The sequence below is a fragment of the Mesorhizobium sp. M8A.F.Ca.ET.202.01.1.1 genome, from assembly GCF_004791595.1.
Lineage (GTDB): Bacteria > Pseudomonadota > Alphaproteobacteria > Rhizobiales > Rhizobiaceae > Mesorhizobium.
Genome location: NZ_SRUN01000003.1, coordinates 68,911 through 86,890, shown reverse-complemented (window position 1 = coordinate 86,890; position 17,980 = coordinate 68,911). Strand labels below are relative to the sequence as shown.

The following is a 17,980-nucleotide window of genomic DNA, read 5'->3' as shown; positions in this document are numbered from 1 at the left end:
GTTGGCTCACATGCAAAGCTGGCTCAAATGAAGCGTAGGCCGAGATGACGGAAAAAGCGCTGGACCATCTTATCGAAAGGCTGGACGGCCTGGCGCCGTCGACCGCGCTGGTGCTGGGTTCGGGGCTGGGCGACCTTGTCGACCGGATCGAGGATCCCATCCGCGTCTCCTATGCCGCCCTGCCCGGCTTTCCCAGAAGCGGTGTCAGCGGCCATGCCGGCGAAGTGGTCGCCGGGCTGTTTGCCGGCGTTCCGGTGCTGATGTTGTCCGGCCGCGCCCACTACTATGAGCATGGCAACGCCGCGGCGATGCGGCCGGTGCTGGAAGTGCTTGCCGGCATCGGCATCACGAAACTGATCCTCACCAACGCAGCCGGCTCGGTCGATCCGGACATGCCGCCGGGCTCGGTGATGCTGCTCACCGATCACATCAACTTCTCCGGCACCAATCCGCTGATCGGCGAGCCGAGCGACCGCCGCTTCGTCGGCCTGACCGAAGCCTACGATGCCGGCATCCGCGACGCGATCGAACGCGCGGCCAAGGCGACAGGCACAGCGCTGCACAAGGGCGTCTATATGTGGTTCTCGGGGCCTTGCTTCGAGACGCCGGCCGAAATCCGCATGGCGCGCATCATGGGCGCCAACGCCGTCGGCATGTCGACCGTGCCGGAAGTCATTCTCGCCCGGTTCCTCGGTCTGCGCGTCGCCGCCTGCTCGGTCATCACCAATTTGGCCGCTGGCATGACCGGAGCCGAGCTTTCGCACCAGGAAACCAAGGACATGGCGCCGGTTGGCGGATCGCGGCTGGCAACGGTGCTGCAGCGCGTGTTCCGTGACGGGCTGCTGGAGAGCTGATGCTTCCACAGGAAATCATCCGTCACAAACGCGACGGCCACAGACTGGCGCCTCACGAGATCGCCGCCTTCATCGACGGCGTGACGTCGGGCACCGTAACCGACGGCCAGGTCGCGGCCTTCGCCATGGCGGTGTTCTTCAACGGCATGAACCGCGACGAGGCCGTGGCGATGACGCTTGCCATGCGCGATTCCGGCGACGTGCTCGACTGGTCGGATTTGCCAGGCCCCGTCACCGACAAGCATTCGACGGGCGGCGTCGGCGACAATGTCTCGCTGATGCTGGCGCCGATCGTCGCCGCCTGCGGCGCCTATGTGCCGATGATCTCGGGCCGAGGCCTCGGCCATACCGGCGGCACGCTGGACAAGATGGATGCCATTCCCGGCTACACCAGCCAGCCCGACATCGCGCTGTTCCGCAAGGCGGTGCTGGAAACGGGCTGCGCCATCATCGGCCAGACCGCTGATCTGGCACCCGCCGATCGCCGGCTCTACGCCATCCGCGACGTGACCGGAACCGTGGAATCGGTGCCGCTGATCACGGCATCGATCCTGTCGAAGAAGCTCGCGGCGGGCCTGCAATCGCTGGTGCTCGACGTCAAGGTCGGCAACGGCGCCTTCATGGAGAAATCCCGTGATGCGACCGCGCTCGCCAACAGCCTGGTCGAGGTCGCCGGCGGCGCTGGGCTGAAGGTCTCGGCGCTGATCACCGGCATGAACGAACCGCTGGCCTCGGCCGCCGGCAATGCGGTCGAGGTGCGCAATGCCGTCGATTTTCTGACCGGCCGCTTGCGTGACCGGCGGCTGGAGGATGTGACGCTGGCGCTTGCCGCTGAAATGCTGCAGTCGGCGGGGCTGGTATCGTCCAACCAGGACGGCATGCGTCGCGCCACCGAGACGCTGGCCAGCGGCCGTGCCGCCGCCACCTTCGCGCGCATGGTGACCGTGCTTGGCGGTCCGGCCGATTTCATCGAGAAGCCGGAAAAATACCTGCCCGAGGCGGCAACGGAATTCGCCGTCAAGGCGACGACAGAGGGTTTCGTCACGAATATAGCCACCCGCGACATCGGCCTCGCCGTGGTCGGGCTGGGCGGCGGGCGCACCCGGCCCGACGACAAGATAGATTCCGCCGTCGGCATCACCAGGCTGCTGCCCATAGGCGCGGAAGTAAAAGCCGGAGACGCGCTAGCGCTGATCCATGCCCGCTCACCGTCCGATGCCGAAGCGGCAGCCGCGGCGGTGCTTTCAGCCTATGCGATCGGTGCTTCGAAGCCGTCCGCCGACAAGTCGGTCATCCGGCGGATTCTGCCGCGCGGCTGACTGCACCCTACTGAACCAACAGCAGCGTGCCGTTCTCGGCCTGGTATTTGCCGAGCCGATTGAGAAAACTCATGCCGATCAGGTTGGTGCCCAGTGCCTTGTCGTCGAGCACGATCGCCTGCACTCCGTCGACGCTGATGCTGCCGATCTGCAGGCGGTCGATCATCACCACGGCTGCCTTGATGGTGCCGTTGGCGGTGTTGACCTCGTGGCTGAAATCGGAGGGATTGAGCGACAGCCCGATCCGGCGTGCCGTCGACATATTGACCGCCACCAGCGTCGCACCGGTGTCGATCATGCCGTCGACCTGACGGCCGTTGAGCCTGAAGGTGGACGAAAAGTGTCCGCGCCCGTCCGCCGCAACCACGACCTTGCGGCCGGTTGGCAGCGGCGCCACCGGCTTGTCGGGAGCGGACGCCAGGCTGACCTCGGGTTGCGTCTCGGCCCCAGGCTTGGCCGTTACCGTCGATCTCAGCAGGTTTTCGAATATTCGCGGATTCGACTGGTAGACAACCGGGATCGATGCCGACGCACCGGCAAAGAGGCTGAGGATAAGGAGCTTGCGCAGCATGGATCGGCCTCGCCGCATGACCCCGAAAATCGAGATCGATTTTCGGAAAGGCTCATGCGCAAAAACAAAGTGCTACAGCGTCCTTTTGTGCGTCCGAATGGACGCACGGCGCTGTAGTGAGAGCCGATTCATTAGCGCTGGATGGTGTTTGTCGCTTTAACGCGTGCCGAAACCGCGTCTTTGCGTAAACATTTGGTAAATCATACCAAGCACTTTGCTTGGTATTACTTCGTCCCGTACATGCGATCGCCGGCGTCGCCGAGACCAGGCATGATGTAGCCCTTCTCGTTGAGCTGGCGATCGATGGACGCGGTGAAGACCGGGACATCCGGATGTGCCTTGGTAAAGCGCTCGATGCCTTCGGGCGCCGCCAGCAGGCACAGGAAGCGGATGTTGGTGGCGCCGCGCCCCTTCAGCTTATCGATCGCCGCGATCGCCGAATTGGCGGTCGCCAGCATTGGGTCCACGACGATCACCAGTCGGTCGGCGAGATCGCTCGGCGCCTTGAAGAAATATTCCACCGCCTCCAGTGTTTCGTGATCGCGGTAGAGGCCGATATGCGCGACACGTGCCGCCGGCACCAGGTCGAGCAGACCTTCGAGCAGGCCGTTGCCGGCGCGCAGCACCGAGGCGAACACCAGCTTCTTGCCCTCCAGCGTCGGCGCTTCCATCTCCTCGATCGGGGTCTCGATGGTGGTGGTGGTCAGTTCGAGGTTGCGGGTCACCTCATAGCCGAGCAGCAGCGAAATCTCGCGCAGCAATCGCCGGAAGCCGGCGGTCGATGTCTCCTTCTTGCGCATGATGGTCAGCTTGTGCTGGACAAGCGGATGGTCGACGACGGTGACGCCCTTCATGATGTTCTCCTGATGCGGTGTCGCCCGAAACCGCGCGCATGGACCCTTTCGGACCTGTCGCGCTTCAAGCTGCTTGGGCGAACCCTAGCGGTATTGGACCGGCCAAGGAACCGCTTGGCCCGCATCGACCACAGCTTTGTCGGAAGAAATCAGCGAGCGGCGCTGTTCAGCCGGCCAAGAAGCGCTGCTTTGGTCTTGCGGTCGACGAAAGCCGCCTCGATAGCCGTCCTGGTGACCGCGGCGAGCGCTTTCTCATTCATCGCGAAATGCTCGGCGGCGATGTCGTATTCGCGCTTCAGCGAGGTCCAGAAATAGGGCGGGTCGTCGGAGTTGAGCGTCACCTTGCAGCCGGCCGCCTGCAGGGCCGGAAACGGATGATCGGCGAAACTGTCGAACACCTTGAGCGCGATGTTGGAACCGGGGCAGCACTCCAGCACGACGCCCTCGTCGGCGATGCGCCGGACAAGGTCGGGGTTTTCGATGGCGCGCACGCCATGGCCGATGCGCGATGGGCGGATATGGTCGAGTGCCGCCTGGACGGTCTCCCAGCCCGTCAGTTCGCCGGCATGGATGGTGATGCCGAGCCCCGCCTCGCGGGCGATCTCGAACGCCCTGACATAGTCTTCCATGTCGCCCATGCGCTCGTCGCCGGCGACGCCGAAGCCGGTGACCAGCGGATGGCCGCAGCGCGCCGCGAAGCGTGCCGCCCGCTCTATCGATTCAACGCCGACATGGCGCACGCCGGTGACGATCATGCGGCCCTCTATGCCGGTCTTGGCCTTGGCGCGCAGCATGCCTTCGCCGAGCGCGTCGGTGTAGGCCTTGGGTGACAGCCCGGCTTTCGTCGCGTGGTCCGGCGAGGTGAACACCTCGGAGTAGATTGCCCCGTCGCGGGCCAGGCTGGTCAGATAATGGTCGGCCAGCCGCGCATAATCCTCCTCGGTCCGGAACAGGTCGGCGGAAAAGTCGTAGGCCGCCAGAAAGGAGGTGAAATCGTGCCAGACGAAGGAACCGTTCTGGATATAAAGCGAGGTATCCTTGCCGTATTTCTGCGCCTGCCGGATGACGAGCTCGGGCGCCGCTGCCCCTTCAATGTGGCAGTGCAGTTCCGCTTTCAAAGGCATTCAAACATCCCGTCGGTCAGTCCAGGTCTTGAAAACCCACCACCTGGAAGCGCGGCTGAACACCGCGCCTTAAACAATAGCGCCCGCATCATCGATCGGCTATGGTCCCGCCGGTTTTATGACGGATCAAAAAAATGTCAGTTGAGAGAACCACGGCCGCCGGCGGCATGGAAACCTCCTATGGTTTCAAGCGTGTAGGGGAAGGCGAGAAGCAGTCCCTGGTCAACGATGTTTTCCACAAGGTCGCCAACCGCTACGACCTTATGAACGACCTGATGTCAGGCGGCCTGCACCGGCTGTGGAAGGACGCCATGGTCGCCTGGCTCAATCCGCCCAAGCGCGCCGGCTGGCGCGTGCTCGATGTTGCCGGCGGCACCGGAGACATCGCCTTCCGCATCGTCGATGCCAGCCATGGCCATGCGCATGCCACCGTGCTCGACATCAACGGCTCGATGCTCGCCGTCGGCCGCGACAGGGCTGAAAAGAAGAGATTGTCCGGCAACACCGACTTCGTCGAGGCCAACGCCGAGGAACTGCCGTTCCCTGACGCCAGTTTCGACGCCTACACCATCGCGTTCGGCATTCGCAACGTCCCGCATATCGACGTGGCCCTGGGTGAGGCGTTCCGTGTGCTGAAGCCCGGCGGCCGCCTCCTGTGCCTGGAGTTTTCCGAGGTCGAGATGCCGCTGCTCGACAAGGTCTACGAAGCCTGGTCGTTCAATGCCATTCCCAAGATCGGCAAGATGGTCACCGGCGACGGCGAGCCCTATTCCTATCTGGTCGAATCGATCGCGAAATTCCCCAATCAGCAAAACTTCGCGGCGATGATTTCCCACGCCGGCTTCGAGCGCGTCTCCTTCCGCAACTATTCCGGCGGCATAGCGGCCCTGCATTCGGGCTGGAAGCTTTGAAGCCGTCGCCCATCTCCTGCACGCGACGCGCCTTGCTCCAGTTCGATGAACCGGTGGGGCGGACGCGGCCATGAGCACCGTCAGCGCGGGATTCCGGCTCATACGGGCCGGTTGGGTGCTGGTGCGCGAGGGCGTCGTCGCTGCTCTGCCCGGCGAGGAACTGTCCGGCCTGCCCAAATTCGGCTGGCGGCTGGCGCGGCTGTTCACCCGCCGCCGCGCGCTCGCCTATGAGCGCAGCGATCGGCTGGCGAAGGCGGTGGTCCGGCTCGGCCCTTCCTACGTCAAACTTGGCCAGTTCCTGGCGACGCGGCCCGATGTCGTCGGCAACGACATGGCGCTCGATCTCGCCATGCTGCAGGACAAAATGCACACCTTCCCGAAGGCCGAAGCGATCGCGGCCATCGAGGCCTCGCTCGGGCGCAAGGTGGGCGATCTCTATGCGCGGTTCGGCGATCCCGTTGCGGCCGCATCCATCGCCCAGGTGCATACCGCCGACACCATGCAAGACGGCGTGGCCACCCAGGTGGCGGTGAAGGTGATCCGGCCGGGCGTTCGCCGCCGCTTCTTCCACGATCTCGAAAGCTATTTTCTCGCTGCTCGCCTGCAGGAAAAATACATCCCTTCCTCGCGCCGGCTGCGGCCGGTCGAAGTGACCGAGACGCTGGCCCAGACCACCAGGATCGAGATGGACCTGCGCCTCGAGGCGGCGGCACTCTCCGAACTCGGCGAGAACACCAGGGATGACCCCGGCTTCCGTGTCCCAACCGTCGACTGGGAGCGCACCGGCCGCGACGTGCTGACCATGGAATGGGTCGACGGCATCAAGATGAACAACATCGCCGGCCTCGAAGCCGCCGGCCATGACCTGAAGGCGATCGCCGCCAACCTCATCCAGTCCTTCCTGCGCCATACGCTGCGCGACGGCTTCTTCCACGCCGACATGCATCCGGGCAATTTGTTCGTCGAGGCAAACGGCACCATCGTCGCCGTCGATCTCGGCATTGCCGGGCGCCTCGGGAAGAAGGAGCGCCGCTTCCTCGCCGAAATCCTCTACGGCTTCATCACACGCGATTATCTGCGCGTCGCCGAGGTGCATTTCGAGGCCGGCTATGTGCCGCGCCAGCACAATGTCTCTGCCTTCGCGCAGGCGATCCGTGCGATCGGCGAGCCGATCCACGGCCAGCCCGCCGAAACGATTTCGATGGCCAAGCTTTTGACGCTGCTGTTCGAGGTGACCGAACTCTTCGACATGGCGACGCGGCCTGAATTGATCCTGCTACAGAAGACCATGGTGGTGGTCGAGGGCGTGGCGCGCACGCTCGACCCGGCCTTCAACATGTGGAAGACCGCCGAACCGGTTGTCGGCGGCTGGATCGCCGGTAACCTCGGGCCGCGCGGTCTTATGGTGGATGCCCGCGACGGAACCAAGGCGCTGCTGGCGCTGGTGCGCCAGGCACCGGAGCTTGCGGCGCGCACTGACCGGCTGTCACGCGAAATCGACCTGATGGCGGAGCACGGGCTGCGCTTCGACGAGACCACCGCCCGCGCCGTCGGCAAGGCCGAGGCGCGCTACAGCCGATCCGGCCGCGTGGCGCTGTGGGTGATCGCGCTGACGCTGGTCTATATTGCCTGGAAGCTGCTTTAGGCCTCCGAGGGGGCCGGCGGCTTGCGGCAGTTTGATTGCATTGCTATCATCGCTATCAGGCAAGATGAGTAGAGTGCAATCATATGGCCAGCATCACCATCCGCAACCTTGACGATGAGGTCAAGGAACTGCTGCGCCGGCTGGCGGCGGAAAACGATCGCTCCATGGAAGAACAGGCGCGGGTGATGATCCGGGCCGCTGTCGACGGCCAGATCGGCCCGGTAGGCCGTCTCGACCAGATCGAGAAAGCCCTCCACGAACTGGCCAATTCGCAAGGCACCCCGGCGTCAGCCTTGGCAGGCAAGAGCTTGCCGCGAGGCACGCTTTCCAACAAACGCATTCTGCTGATCATCGGCGGCGGCATCGCCGCCTACAAGGCGCTCGACCTGATCCGCAGGCTGCGCGAGCGTGGTGCGGCGGTGCGGGTGGTCATGACGTCGGCGGCGCGGGAATTCGTGACGACGCTGTCGGTCGGCGCGCTCTCCGCCGACCATGTCTTCACCGACCTGTTCGACCGCAACGATGAACACGATGTCGGCCACATCAGGCTGTCGCGCGAAGCGGACCTCCTGGTGGTGGCGCCCGCCACCGCCGACCTGATGGCCAAGCTCGCCAATGGCCACGCCAACGATCTGGCCTCGACCGTGCTCATCGCCACCGACAAGCCGGTGCTGATGGCCCCGGCGATGAACCCGAAGATGTGGTCGCATCCTGCCACCCGCCGCAACCGCGCGACATTGGGCAAGGACGGCATCGCCTTCGTCGGCCCCGCCAAGGGTGAGATGGCCGAGAGCAACGAGGCCGGCGAAGGTCGCATGGCCGAACCGCTGGAGATCGTCGCAGCGGTCGAGGCGCTGCTCGATGCCGGCCCCAAGCCGCTAGCGGGGCGCAAGATCATCGTCACGTCAGGCCCGACACACGAGCCGATCGATCCCGTGCGCTATATCGCCAACCGGTCGTCCGGCAAGCAGGGCCACGCCATCGCCGCGGCATTGGCAAGGCTCGGCGCCGACGTGCGCCTCGTCACCGGCCCCGTCGCCATTGCCGATCCGGCCGGGGTGAAGACCGTCCATGTCGAACGGGCGCAGGAGATGCGCGACGCGGTGGAACAGCTTCTGCCCGCCGACGCCGCGGTGTTCGTCGCCGCCGTTGCCGACTGGCGCACCGAGAATTCGGCCGGCGAGAAGATCAAGAAGGCCGCGGGCGAAGGCCCGCCTATGCTGCGCATGGTCGAGAACCCCGACATCCTGGCGGGCGTCGGCCACCACAAGCAGCGACCAGGCCTGGTCGTCGGCTTTGCGGCCGAGACACAGGATCTCTTGCGCAATGCCGAGGCCAAGCTCAGGAAGAAAGGGGCCGATCTCATCGTCGCCAACGATGTGTCGCATACCAGCGGTATCGGTCCTTCAGGTGTGATGGGCGGCGATCGCAACCGGGTGCGGATCGTGTCGAAGGCCGGCGTCGAGGAATGGCCTGAAATGACCAAGGACGAAGTGGCGGCGCGGCTCGCCGCGCTCATCGCCGAGCGGTTGAAAACGATCATCGTCTGACAAGTGTCGGCGCAAGCATTTACCGCCAACACCCTGTCGCTTGCGGTGACGGTCTAAGCCGTCAGTTGGCCAAAAGCTCCGCGGTGCGGGCAAGCGCCCCACCGAAGCCGTTGAGCGGAATGGAAAAGCTTACGACTTGCCCCGTATCCGCCGCGAACGCATCGATCTTGAGCGTGGTGCCGTTCTTGAGCAGCGGCGTGACATTGGCATCGAACGCCACCGGCACGAGGCAGCCGACCACCTGGCAGGTGTTGAACGGCAGGCTGCCGTCGAGCTTCTGGTCGTCTATGGTCAGCGTGACGCCCTTGGCAAGCGCCAGGCCGAACGGCAGGGCAAGGGTTCCGGTCGCATCCTCGCCGGTCTTGCTCGACAGCTCGATCGCCAGCAGCCGCTGGTTGCTTTGCTTGTTGAACTGCTGGTGCGACAGGCTACAGACCTTGTTGGTGCCCGATATCTGGCAATTGACCGTCCAGTCGCCATGGGTTTCGGACAAGGCCGAAGCGCCGCCGGGCAGCTGCGGCGCGTCAGCCGCGGCGGGCGGCGTTGCCGTCACCTTGTCGCTCTTGGTTTGCGCCGCCATGGCCGGCAGGCCTGCGATACAGGCAGCACCCAGCACGGCTGCGAAATACGCGTATTTCCTCATCAAGATCTCTCCCGCCGGGCTCCGCCTCGAGCCAGTCTAGAAACTGACCTTGAGAGACGCGCTGACTGCATTCTGTTTGACCGTTTCCCCGAAGGCGCCACTATACCTGACGGACATGCCGACGCCATTGACGCCATTCAACTCGAGGCCGGCGCCGACCCGATAGAGCGGCGAATCGATCGCCTCCGTCAAGTGCAATGCCGGGTTGCCGGGCAGATTCTCCGCAGCCGCGAAGCGTCCTTCGATCTCCCACTCCTTGGTTGAAAACTCCACCCCAGCCTTTCCATAGAGGCGAAGGCTGGCAATGTCGCTGAGTGCGATGTCGGTTCCAATTTCGAGCGCCGGCGTCGCCGCATAGAAGGTGTCCGCCGATCCGTCGAAGTTGAAACCGGCAGCCGACCCCTCTTCCTTTCCCGAAACACGCAGCCAGCGCGCGTCGAACTGCAAGGTCGGCTGCAGGTAGAACGCGCCCATCTGTTGCGTGAAGCCAAGCCGTGCCGAGCCACCGAACTGAGCGGTCTTCTGCGTGTAGGTGACGCTGTTGCCGATCCCGGGCAGCATTTCCTCGTCCAGATAATCGCCGATCAGCGTTTCGCCGGGAATGAAGAATGCCGGATCGATATGGGTATCGCGTTCGCCCTTGAAGGAGCCGGTGCCGCCACCGAGCGCGAAGTCGATGAAGTAATTCTTGTCGGCGTACTTCGCCAGCGCATAGGCCTGCCAGGCCTCGCCGGTGGTTTGTGACAGCAGTTCGCCGTTGAAGTCGATTTTGGAGTCGAACTCCGTCCGGCCGATGGTGGCGCCGAGCGACCAGTTCTGGCCGACCTCGCCGATACCGCCAAGCGACATGGTCTTCAGGACATCGTCGCGGCTGGTGGTCCCGGCGCCTGAATCCCGGCTGTATTCGGCCTGCGGACTGATCGTCGCCCAGATGCAGCGGCCGTCGGGGTTCTTGTAGGCGGGCACGCCGGTGCACTCGCGCGCCGCTTCCAGCATCATGTCGGCTTCGCGGTTGATCATATCGAACGTATGCACCGCATAGTGCGGCGTCAGTCGCGTCAGCGCGGCGCCCAGTTCCTGCTCATTGGGCAGGAAGCGCAGCATGTTGATCAACCGTGCCATCGGATTGTCCGGGGTCGATGCCGCCTCGACCTCGTCGAGATACTGCGCCAACTGGAACACGCCCGGATCGGTGGTGCCGGAACCGGGATCCTGCGCCAGTTCGAGGAAGGTCGGATTGTCGGCGTAGAGAACGAGATCGGTGCCGTTATCCACCTTGAACTGGAAGTTGAAGCCCACTGCCGGATGCAGGGTTTTCGCCTCGATGCCGGAATCGGTCATCGCCGAACCTTTGGCCACCACATATTCGGTGAACAGCTTGTCGATCGTGAGGAAGTTCAACGGAGCCTCGCCGTTGAAGTCGCCAGCGCCTGTCAGCGCCAGCGCATCGGTGATCTGGTTGTTGAGGTCCACGTCGGTGACGAAGTCGCCGGAGAGAACCTGCTTGAAGCCGCCGCCGACATCCACTTTCGCAACCACGCCGATGCCCTGGTTGGTATAGAGCCCATCATTGGTGAACAGCCCGCCGCCGAGATCGATGGTCTTGAGGCCGACCATCGAGGAATCGGCGAAATTGTGGAAGCTGTTGGTGCCGCCGCCGAGATCGATGTTGCCGATGACGCGTCCCAACGTGTCGGCCGCCTTGGAATTGTCGACATGGTCATCGCCCGACGTGCCGGTGATGGCGAGCGGGCTGAAATCGTCCAGCAGCGATTCCAGGATCGCGTTTGTCGGCACCACCGGGCCGGGCGCAAGCAGGAAAGCCTGAAACGCCTGGAACTGCGCTGCCTGGATCTCGAAAGTCGGCGTCGCCCCCATAGCGTAGAGCAGGCTGTGGTTGGTCAGCGTGTTGTCGGCGCCGCCGACGAGCATCGCCGCGACACCGGTTCCGGCCCCACCGATCGTATATTGGCCATTGAGGTTGATGGTGATGTTGCCCTTGGCGCCCTTGGCCGTGCTCTCGCCATAGACAGCCACCGAATCCGCGCCTTGTGCGAACAGGCTGTCACCCGCCGTCAGGTCGACGGCATGGGCGTCGCCATCGCCGGTCGCGCTCTGCCCGAACATGGCATAGGCACTCGCGCCCTTCACCCAGACCCGGCTGTCGGTGCTGGCGGATGCCGCCGCGGCATCGCCGATGCCACCTTGCGAGCCGGCGGCCGACTGGCCCATGCCGAGCGAATTCGTGCCGCCGGCGCCACCGCCGCCACCAACCGCCTGGGCGACGATGCCGTGACCACGGTCGCCATCGGTCTCGATCGCGCCCGACTGGATGATGGTCACCTTGCCGCCGGTGCCCTTGGTGCCGCCGGGCGTGTTGAAGCCGATGGCATTTGGCCCGCCGCCATCGTCGTCGGCGCCAAAGCGGCCGAAGCCAGCACCACCGATGCCGCCGCCGCCGCCCACCGACTGTGCGATGATGGCGATCGAATCCTTGCCGGTCGTGGTGATCGTGCCGGTGCGGATGACGGTGACGTCGCCGCCATCGCCGCCTTTGCCGCCGACACCACCAATGGCCAACGCGTTCGAGCTTTTGCCCTTGGCGTCACCGCCATAGCCGCCACCGCCGCCGACCGATTGCGCGACCACGCCATGCGCGCGTTCGCCATGGGTGATGATGGTGCCGGAAACGGTGACATCCACTTGCCCGCCATTGCCGCCATTGCCGCCGAAGCCTCCAAGCTGCAGCGCGACCGATTCATCCCCCGCCGTGTCTGCCGACACCACGCCGCCATAACCGCCGCCGCCGCCGATGGACTGGGCGAAGATGCCGAGTGCGCCATCCTTCCAGGTCTCGATGGCGCCGTCATTGTTGACGATGACATGGCCGCCATTGGAGCCGTCGCCGCTTGGCAACGAGGCCGCGCCGCCGATCGTCATGTCGGCCTTCGAGGCGTTGGCCGCGGCACCCGATGCGCCGCCACCACCACCGACCGACTGCGCAAAAATACCGTGCGAGAGGTAGCCCAGGGTGGTGATCTTGCCGTGGTTGTCGACCGTCACGTCACCCCCGCGGCTGCCTACTCCACCCAGGCCGCCGATTGCCAGGGACACAGACGTCTCGGCGCTGCCCGTCTCGGTCGAACCGGCACCGGCGGCACCGCCGCCGCCGCCAATCGACTGCGCGAAGATGCCATAGGAATTGTCGCCCTTGGTCAGAATCTCGCCCGTGTCGAAGTTCGTGACATGAACGAAATCGCTCTTGCCGCCGTCGCCACCGGCTCCGCCGAGGCTGAGCGTAATGGCCACATTGGAGTCCTTGGCCGAAGTGCCGGAAGCGCCGCCGACGCCGCCGCTGCCGCCGATCGACTGCGCCATGATGCCGTGCGAATAGGCCGCCTCGGTGTGGATGTAGCCGCTGTTTTCGACGACGATCTTGCCGCCGTCGCCGCCGACCTTGCCCGATCCGCCGAGCGAGAGGTTGACGCTGACTTCCGAGTCATCGGTCTTTCCGGTGCTCTCGCCGGCACCGCCGGCGCCACCGCCGCCACCCACGGACTGCGCGAAGATGCCGATCGAGCGCTCCTGCTTGGTCCAGATTTCGGCCGTCCCAAGATTGAAAACGTCGACCTCGAAGCCACTGCCGCCGCCGCCGCCCGCCCCGCCGAGCGCGCCGCCGATGGCATATTTGCCGAGAACGCCCGATGTCGCCGAACCGCCGACGCCACCACCGCCGCCGATGGAGTTGGCTGAGATGCCGTAGGAATCGGCGCCGTCTGTGACGATCAGGCTCCGGTTGGTGACCGACACGGTGCCGCCATTGCCGGCGCCGCCGGCGGCAAGGCCGATGGCCGCGCCGATGCCCACGGATGTCTCGCCCTCGCTGCCGCCACCGACGATCTCCTCGTCGGTCGAGGCCGCTCCGCCGCCGCCGCCGCCGCCGCCGACCGACATGGCTAGTATGCCTATCGAATTGAAACCCTGGGTCCGGATCACGCCGGAATTGTCGACATGCACGCCGGCACCGATGACATTGCCGCCGCCATCAAGGCGGAACATCGCCGCATCGTTTCCGGACCCGCCTTTGCCGCCGATGCCGACATTGACGGTGACGCTCGTCTCGCTGGTGCCGCCCAGATGGAATGCCTTGGCGTTGCTCGCGCCGCCCATGCCGCCGCCGCCGCCCAGCGACTCCGCGACGATGCCCGAGGAGAAATCGCCCGTGGTCGTCAGGTTGCCGCTGTTGATCACGTCGACCGCGCCGGAAGTATTGCCTGTGCCCCCGCCGCCGCCGACACCGACATTGACCGCGACGTTGACCCCCTCGCCGCCGCCGAGATCGGCGGTCGCGCCATTGGTCGAGCCGCCATTGCCGCCGCCGCCGCCGATCGACTGAGCCATGATGGCCGCGCTCATGTCGCCGGCGGTTTGCACCGTCAAGGCGTTGTGGACGAGCACGTCATCGCTGACATTGCCGTCGCCGCCACCGCCGCCGATGCTGACCGTCGCATTGATGGCGACATCGTTGCCGTAACCGCCGGCCGCCCCCCAGGAATCGCCGCCATTGCCACCACTGCCGGCGACCGATTGGGCAAGAATGCCGACCGCCTGATAGCCACTGGTGACGATGCTGCCGCCACCGTTCAGGCCAGTGTCGACCGTCACCAGGTCGCTTCTGCCGCCATCGCCGCCCCAGCCGCCAACCGTAACACCCAGGCTGACACTGGCGTCGGTGCTGACAGCACCGGTGATTGTGGTCGCCCGCCCGCCATTGCCGCCGCCGCCGCCGATCGACTGCGCGACGATGCCGCCCGACCCGACCGCATCGGTATCGGCAATGATGTTGCCGTCCGCCTTGACCGTAACCTTGCCGCCAGGGCCGCCGTCGCCGCCAGTGCCGCCAATCGACACACCCACGGCGGCGGAGAAATAAAGACCGCCGCTGAAGGCGCCGGAATAGGCATTGCCGCCATTGCCGCCGCTACCGCCGACTGACTGAGCAAGAATGCCCTTGGAGCCGGCTCCCGCCACGTGAATGTCGCCCTTGTGGGTGACCGTGACCTCCTTGCTTAGATTCGCGTCGCCGCCACCGCCGCCAAGCGCCACGCCGGCCGCGCCGAACGCGCCAACGGCAACGGCCCCGGTGCTGCCGCCATTGCCGCCGCCGCCGCCGACCGACTGCGCCAGTATGCCATTCGAGAGCGCGCCCTTGGTTGTGATGTTGGCGTTGTTGATAACCTCGACGACGCCACCCGCGCCGCCACCGCCGCCCGCGCCGCCGATGCCGACGGCGGCGAAAAGCCCGCCGGCCACGGCAAAGCCGCCGTCGCCGCCGGACCCACCGACCGACTGCGCGAAGATGCCGTTGGACAGGTCGCCACCCGTATCGATCTTGCCGGAGTTGTTGACAAACACCTTTTCGCTCGTGCCCGCCGAGGCGCCGGTACCGCCCAGCGAGAAGGACGGGCCGCCCAAGGTGACGCTGAAGCCGCCAGACCCCCCACCGCCGCCGATCGATTGTGCCAGGATACCGTGCGACTGGTAGCCCCCGGTGCTGAGCGCGGCCGCGTTGATGACGTCGACCGTGCTGGAAACGCCGCCGCCTGCGCCCTTTCCGCCGATGCCGATGTTGACGCCGGCACCGAGCGCGACGACGCCGCCACCGTTGCCGCCGCCACCACCGATCGACTGTGCCACCATGGCCGAAGACCGCTCGCGTGTCGTGGTGACGGAGCCGCCATTGTCGGTGATCTTGACCGCACTGGCGTCGCCCGCAACGCCGCCGCTGCCGCCGATGCCGACAGACGCGGCCAAGCCGAGGCCACCGACGAAGCTGCCATTGCCGCCACCGCCGCCGATCGACTGGACAAGGATACCGATCGAATCGGCACCCGCGGTTTTGACGACGGAATTGTCCGTAAAGAAGCTGGCGGCCATGCCTTTGCCGCCGCCCGCGCCGCTGCCGCCCACGCCGACATTCACGCCCAGGCTGCCGCTGATCACCGCGCCGGCATTGCCGCCGCCGCCGCCAATGGACTGCACGATGATGCCGGCCGACCGATCGTTGGACGTTGTCACGCTGCCATTGGAATGCGCATCGACAACGCCGCCATCGCCGGCGGCGCCGCCACTGCCGCCAACGCCCACGGAAACGATGGCCGAGACGGCGATCGAAAAGCCGCCATTGCCGCCGCCGCCGCCAACCGACTGCACGATGATGCCGGCCGAATCCGCGCCATGCGTCGTCACATCGGACTGGGTGCCGTTGAAGGTGACCGCATCGCCGGTGCCGCCGCCGGCGCCTTTCCTGCCGATGCCGACACTGACGCCGGCGCTGCCTGCGACGCTGCCGCCGCCATTGCCGCCACCGCCGCCGATCGACTGCGCGATGATGCCGGCGGAGCGATCCTGGAATGTTTCGACGCTGCCGCCGGTCGTCATGTTGACCGTGCCGCCCTTGCCGCCCGGGCCGCCTTCGCCTCCGACGCCGACCGAGATAAGCGCGGAGATCGACAACGCAAACCCGCCATTGCCGCCGCCGCCACCCACCGACTGGGTCAGGATGCCGGTCGAGTCGGTGCCGTGCGTCGTCACATGCGAGGTGCCGACATTGTAGATGACGTTACCGCCGGCGCCGCCCGCGCCACCCTTGCCGCCGATCGAGGCCGAAACCGCTCCGCTGACCGTATAGCTGCCGCCCCCATTGCCGCCGCCGCCGCCCACCGATTGCGTCAGTATGCCGATGGCCGAGATTCCGCTCGTCTCGACCGTTGGACCGCCGGCGGTCTGCTGGACGTTGACGTCGCCGCCATTGCTGGCCGCACCGCCGGAACCGCCGACGCCGACCGCGACCACGGGGCCGCCGGCGATGGCGAAACCGCCATTGCCGCCACCACCGCCGATCGACTGGATGACGATGCCGATCGCGCCGTCGCCGCTGCCGTCGGCGCCGGTCTTGATCGAGCCCCCGAGATTGCCGAAGACACTGCCGCCCTTGCCGCCGCCGCCGCCGGATCCGCCGAGTGCGATCGATCCGATCGCGCCGCCGCCGTCGCCGCCACCACCGCCGACCGATTCAACCAGCATGCCGATGGCGCCGACGCCGTTGGTGGTGATGGAACCCATGTTGGTGCCGGTCGCTGTGCCGCCATTGTTTCCGTCTTGGCCCGAGCCGCCGCCGCCGAAGAAGCCGAAGGCTCCGCCGCCATCTCCGCCACCGCCGCCGACGGACTGGATGACCATACCGCTGGCGAAGTCGCCCATCGTGGTGATGTTTCCGGAATTCTTGCCATCCGCCGAGCCGCCGATGGTCGGTACGCCGCCATTGCCACCGCCACCGTTGATAATTCCGGTTCCCTGCGCTCCGTCGCCGCCGGAGCCACCGGCCGAACGAACCAGGATTCCCTTTGCAAAGGCACCTTGCGTGTGAATGTCGCCTGCATTGTCCGCCGACGCCGAGCCACCATTGCCGCCGGAACCGCCATCTCCACCTTTGCCGGATCCGATGCCGCCGACGGCGGTGCCGCCATTGCCGCCATTGCCGCCACTGGCGTTGACGGTGATACCGTTCGCCAGGTCCGCTGTCGTTGTGATGTTGCTGGTCGATGTGGTCGTCACGGTCGCGGTGCCGCCGTCGCCGCCCCTGCCACCGGTTCCACCGTTGATCAGCAGCAGATGGAAGGCAAATCCGCCATTGCCGCCATCGCCGCCGCTTGCATTTGCACTGATGCCGCTCGCGGAGGTGCCACTGGTCTGCAATTGGGCCGTATTCGTGATATCGACGACGCCACCCTTGGCGCCGTTGCCGCCATTGCCGCCATCGACCTCGAAGAAGGGAGGGACAATGGTTGGCTCGACGGTCGAGCCCCCATCGCCGCCCCTGCCGCCAACGGCGCTGCCGACAAAGGCGCTGCCGACGCTCGATTGCGGATCATTATTTGTGTAGTTGACCGGTCCGGTGGGTGGATGGCCGTCGTCCGCATCGGCATCGCCGATCACATTTGCGCCGTTGTCTCCGGGCGCACCGTCGTGATTGATCACGACCTGCGCATGGACCGGGCTTGTGTGGAGAAGGGCAAAACCGCTCAGAGCCGTGGCGCCAAGCAACAGGGTCAGCCGCGCTGCCATGACTGCCAGACGAGGGTTTCCGGCCACCGGAGATTCTGCAACCAGGGGAAGTCGGCTTCCCGCCAGGATCGGCATAAAGGAACGGCGTCCGACCGCTTCGCCGTCAAAATCCGCGCACTCAAAGTCCGCGCACTCAAAAGAGCGCCTTGAGAACAACGCCATGCACTTAGCCCCCTTAGAGCAGGCGCTCCCAATCCCTCCTTGAGTTAGGCGCCCCCGCCACGGTCAGTCCACGCAATAAAATGCCGGCACTTTGCAATAAGGTTCAATGCATTGAGGCCAGCAGTCCGCAGTCCCGCTTGTGAAGTACTGGCTCAATTAGAATACATAAACTTGCGCCAGAAGGAACCGAAAACTTACGTAAGGGACACTGACCAAAGCC

General features: G+C 65.6%; 10 protein-coding genes. 5 read left to right on the top strand and 5 right to left on the bottom strand.

What is annotated here, in order from left to right:
* Positions 1-44: 44 nt before the first annotated feature.
* Positions 45-854: a purine-nucleoside phosphorylase gene (locus EN845_RS08400; protein WP_127869966.1), complete on the top strand. Its 810-nt coding sequence runs from the start codon at positions 45-47 to the stop codon at positions 852-854.
* The gene (deoA, locus tag EN845_RS08395; RefSeq protein WP_127869967.1) at positions 854-2,173 is read left to right on the top strand and encodes a thymidine phosphorylase; all 1,320 of its coding nucleotides are present in this window, start codon (positions 854-856) and stop codon (positions 2,171-2,173) included. Before EN845_RS08400 ends, deoA begins: the two co-directional genes overlap by 1 nt.
* A 7-nt stretch (positions 2,174-2,180) precedes the next feature.
* On the opposite strand, the gene EN845_RS08390 is transcribed toward deoA, so the two are convergent.
* The 3 genes from EN845_RS08390 to EN845_RS08380 all read right to left on the bottom strand — a co-directional run bounded on the left by EN845_RS08390 (position 2,181) and on the right by EN845_RS08380 (position 4,722).
* On the bottom strand, positions 2,181-2,744 hold the full coding sequence (locus EN845_RS08390) for a TIGR02281 family clan AA aspartic protease (protein WP_127869968.1): 564 nt from the start codon (positions 2,742-2,744) through the stop codon (positions 2,181-2,183).
* A gap of 224 nt (positions 2,745-2,968) precedes the next feature.
* Positions 2,969-3,598 carry a uracil phosphoribosyltransferase gene (gene upp / locus EN845_RS08385; protein ID WP_095199484.1) on the bottom strand — a complete coding sequence of 210 codons (630 nt, stop codon included), beginning with the start codon at positions 3,596-3,598 and terminating at the stop codon, positions 2,969-2,971.
* 149 nt (positions 3,599-3,747) lie between these two features.
* On the bottom strand, positions 3,748-4,722 hold the full coding sequence (locus EN845_RS08380) for an adenosine deaminase (RefSeq protein WP_127869969.1): 975 nt from the start codon (positions 4,720-4,722) through the stop codon (positions 3,748-3,750).
* A gap of 134 nt (positions 4,723-4,856) precedes the next feature.
* Here EN845_RS08380 and ubiE point away from each other — a divergent pair, with 134 nt between their 5' ends.
* The 3 genes from ubiE (at position 4,857) to coaBC (ending at position 8,828) form a co-directional block, all read left to right on the top strand.
* Positions 4,857-5,633 carry a bifunctional demethylmenaquinone methyltransferase/2-methoxy-6-polyprenyl-1,4-benzoquinol methylase UbiE gene (ubiE, locus tag EN845_RS08375; RefSeq protein ID WP_127869970.1) on the top strand — a complete coding sequence of 259 codons (777 nt, stop codon included), beginning with the start codon at positions 4,857-4,859 and terminating at the stop codon, positions 5,631-5,633.
* A gap of 70 nt (positions 5,634-5,703) precedes the next feature.
* On the top strand, positions 5,704-7,278 hold the full coding sequence (ubiB, locus tag EN845_RS08370) for a 2-polyprenylphenol 6-hydroxylase (protein ID WP_127869971.1): 1,575 nt from the start codon (positions 5,704-5,706) through the stop codon (positions 7,276-7,278).
* Between the two features lie 83 nt (positions 7,279-7,361).
* Complete coding sequence (gene coaBC / locus EN845_RS08365) at positions 7,362-8,828, top strand: bifunctional phosphopantothenoylcysteine decarboxylase/phosphopantothenate--cysteine ligase CoaBC (protein WP_210235193.1); 1,467 nt, start codon at positions 7,362-7,364, stop codon at positions 8,826-8,828.
* 61 nt (positions 8,829-8,889) lie between these two features.
* On the opposite strand, the gene EN845_RS08360 is transcribed toward coaBC, so the two are convergent.
* The gene (locus EN845_RS08360) at positions 8,890-9,471 is read right to left on the bottom strand and encodes an invasion associated locus B family protein (RefSeq protein ID WP_127869972.1); all 582 of its coding nucleotides are present in this window, start codon (positions 9,469-9,471) and stop codon (positions 8,890-8,892) included.
* Between the two features lie 36 nt (positions 9,472-9,507).
* On the bottom strand, positions 9,508-17,598 hold the full coding sequence (locus tag EN845_RS08355) for an autotransporter outer membrane beta-barrel domain-containing protein (protein WP_245511685.1): 8,091 nt from the start codon (positions 17,596-17,598) through the stop codon (positions 9,508-9,510).
* Positions 17,599-17,980 lie beyond the last annotated feature (382 nt).

Bases quoted from the DNA above. Each gene is read 5' to 3' on its own strand.
- EN845_RS08400 (WP_127869966.1), top strand. From the start codon at position 45: ATGACGGAAAAAGCGCTGGACCATCTTATCGAAAGGCTGGACGGCCTG.
- deoA (WP_127869967.1), top strand. From the start codon at position 854: ATGCTTCCACAGGAAATCATCCGTCACAAACGCGACGGCCACAGACTG.
- EN845_RS08390 (WP_127869968.1), bottom strand. From the start codon at position 2,744: ATGCTGCGCAAGCTCCTTATCCTCAGCCTCTTTGCCGGTGCGTCGGCA.
- upp (WP_095199484.1), bottom strand. From the start codon at position 3,598: ATGAAGGGCGTCACCGTCGTCGACCATCCGCTTGTCCAGCACAAGCTG.
- EN845_RS08380 (WP_127869969.1), bottom strand. From the start codon at position 4,722: ATGCCTTTGAAAGCGGAACTGCACTGCCACATTGAAGGGGCAGCGGCG.
- ubiE (WP_127869970.1), top strand. From the start codon at position 4,857: ATGTCAGTTGAGAGAACCACGGCCGCCGGCGGCATGGAAACCTCCTAT.
- ubiB (WP_127869971.1), top strand. From the start codon at position 5,704: ATGAGCACCGTCAGCGCGGGATTCCGGCTCATACGGGCCGGTTGGGTG.
- coaBC (WP_210235193.1), top strand. From the start codon at position 7,362: ATGGCCAGCATCACCATCCGCAACCTTGACGATGAGGTCAAGGAACTG.
- EN845_RS08360 (WP_127869972.1), bottom strand. From the start codon at position 9,471: ATGAGGAAATACGCGTATTTCGCAGCCGTGCTGGGTGCTGCCTGTATC.
- EN845_RS08355 (WP_245511685.1), bottom strand. From the start codon at position 17,598: ATGGCAGCGCGGCTGACCCTGTTGCTTGGCGCCACGGCTCTGAGCGGT.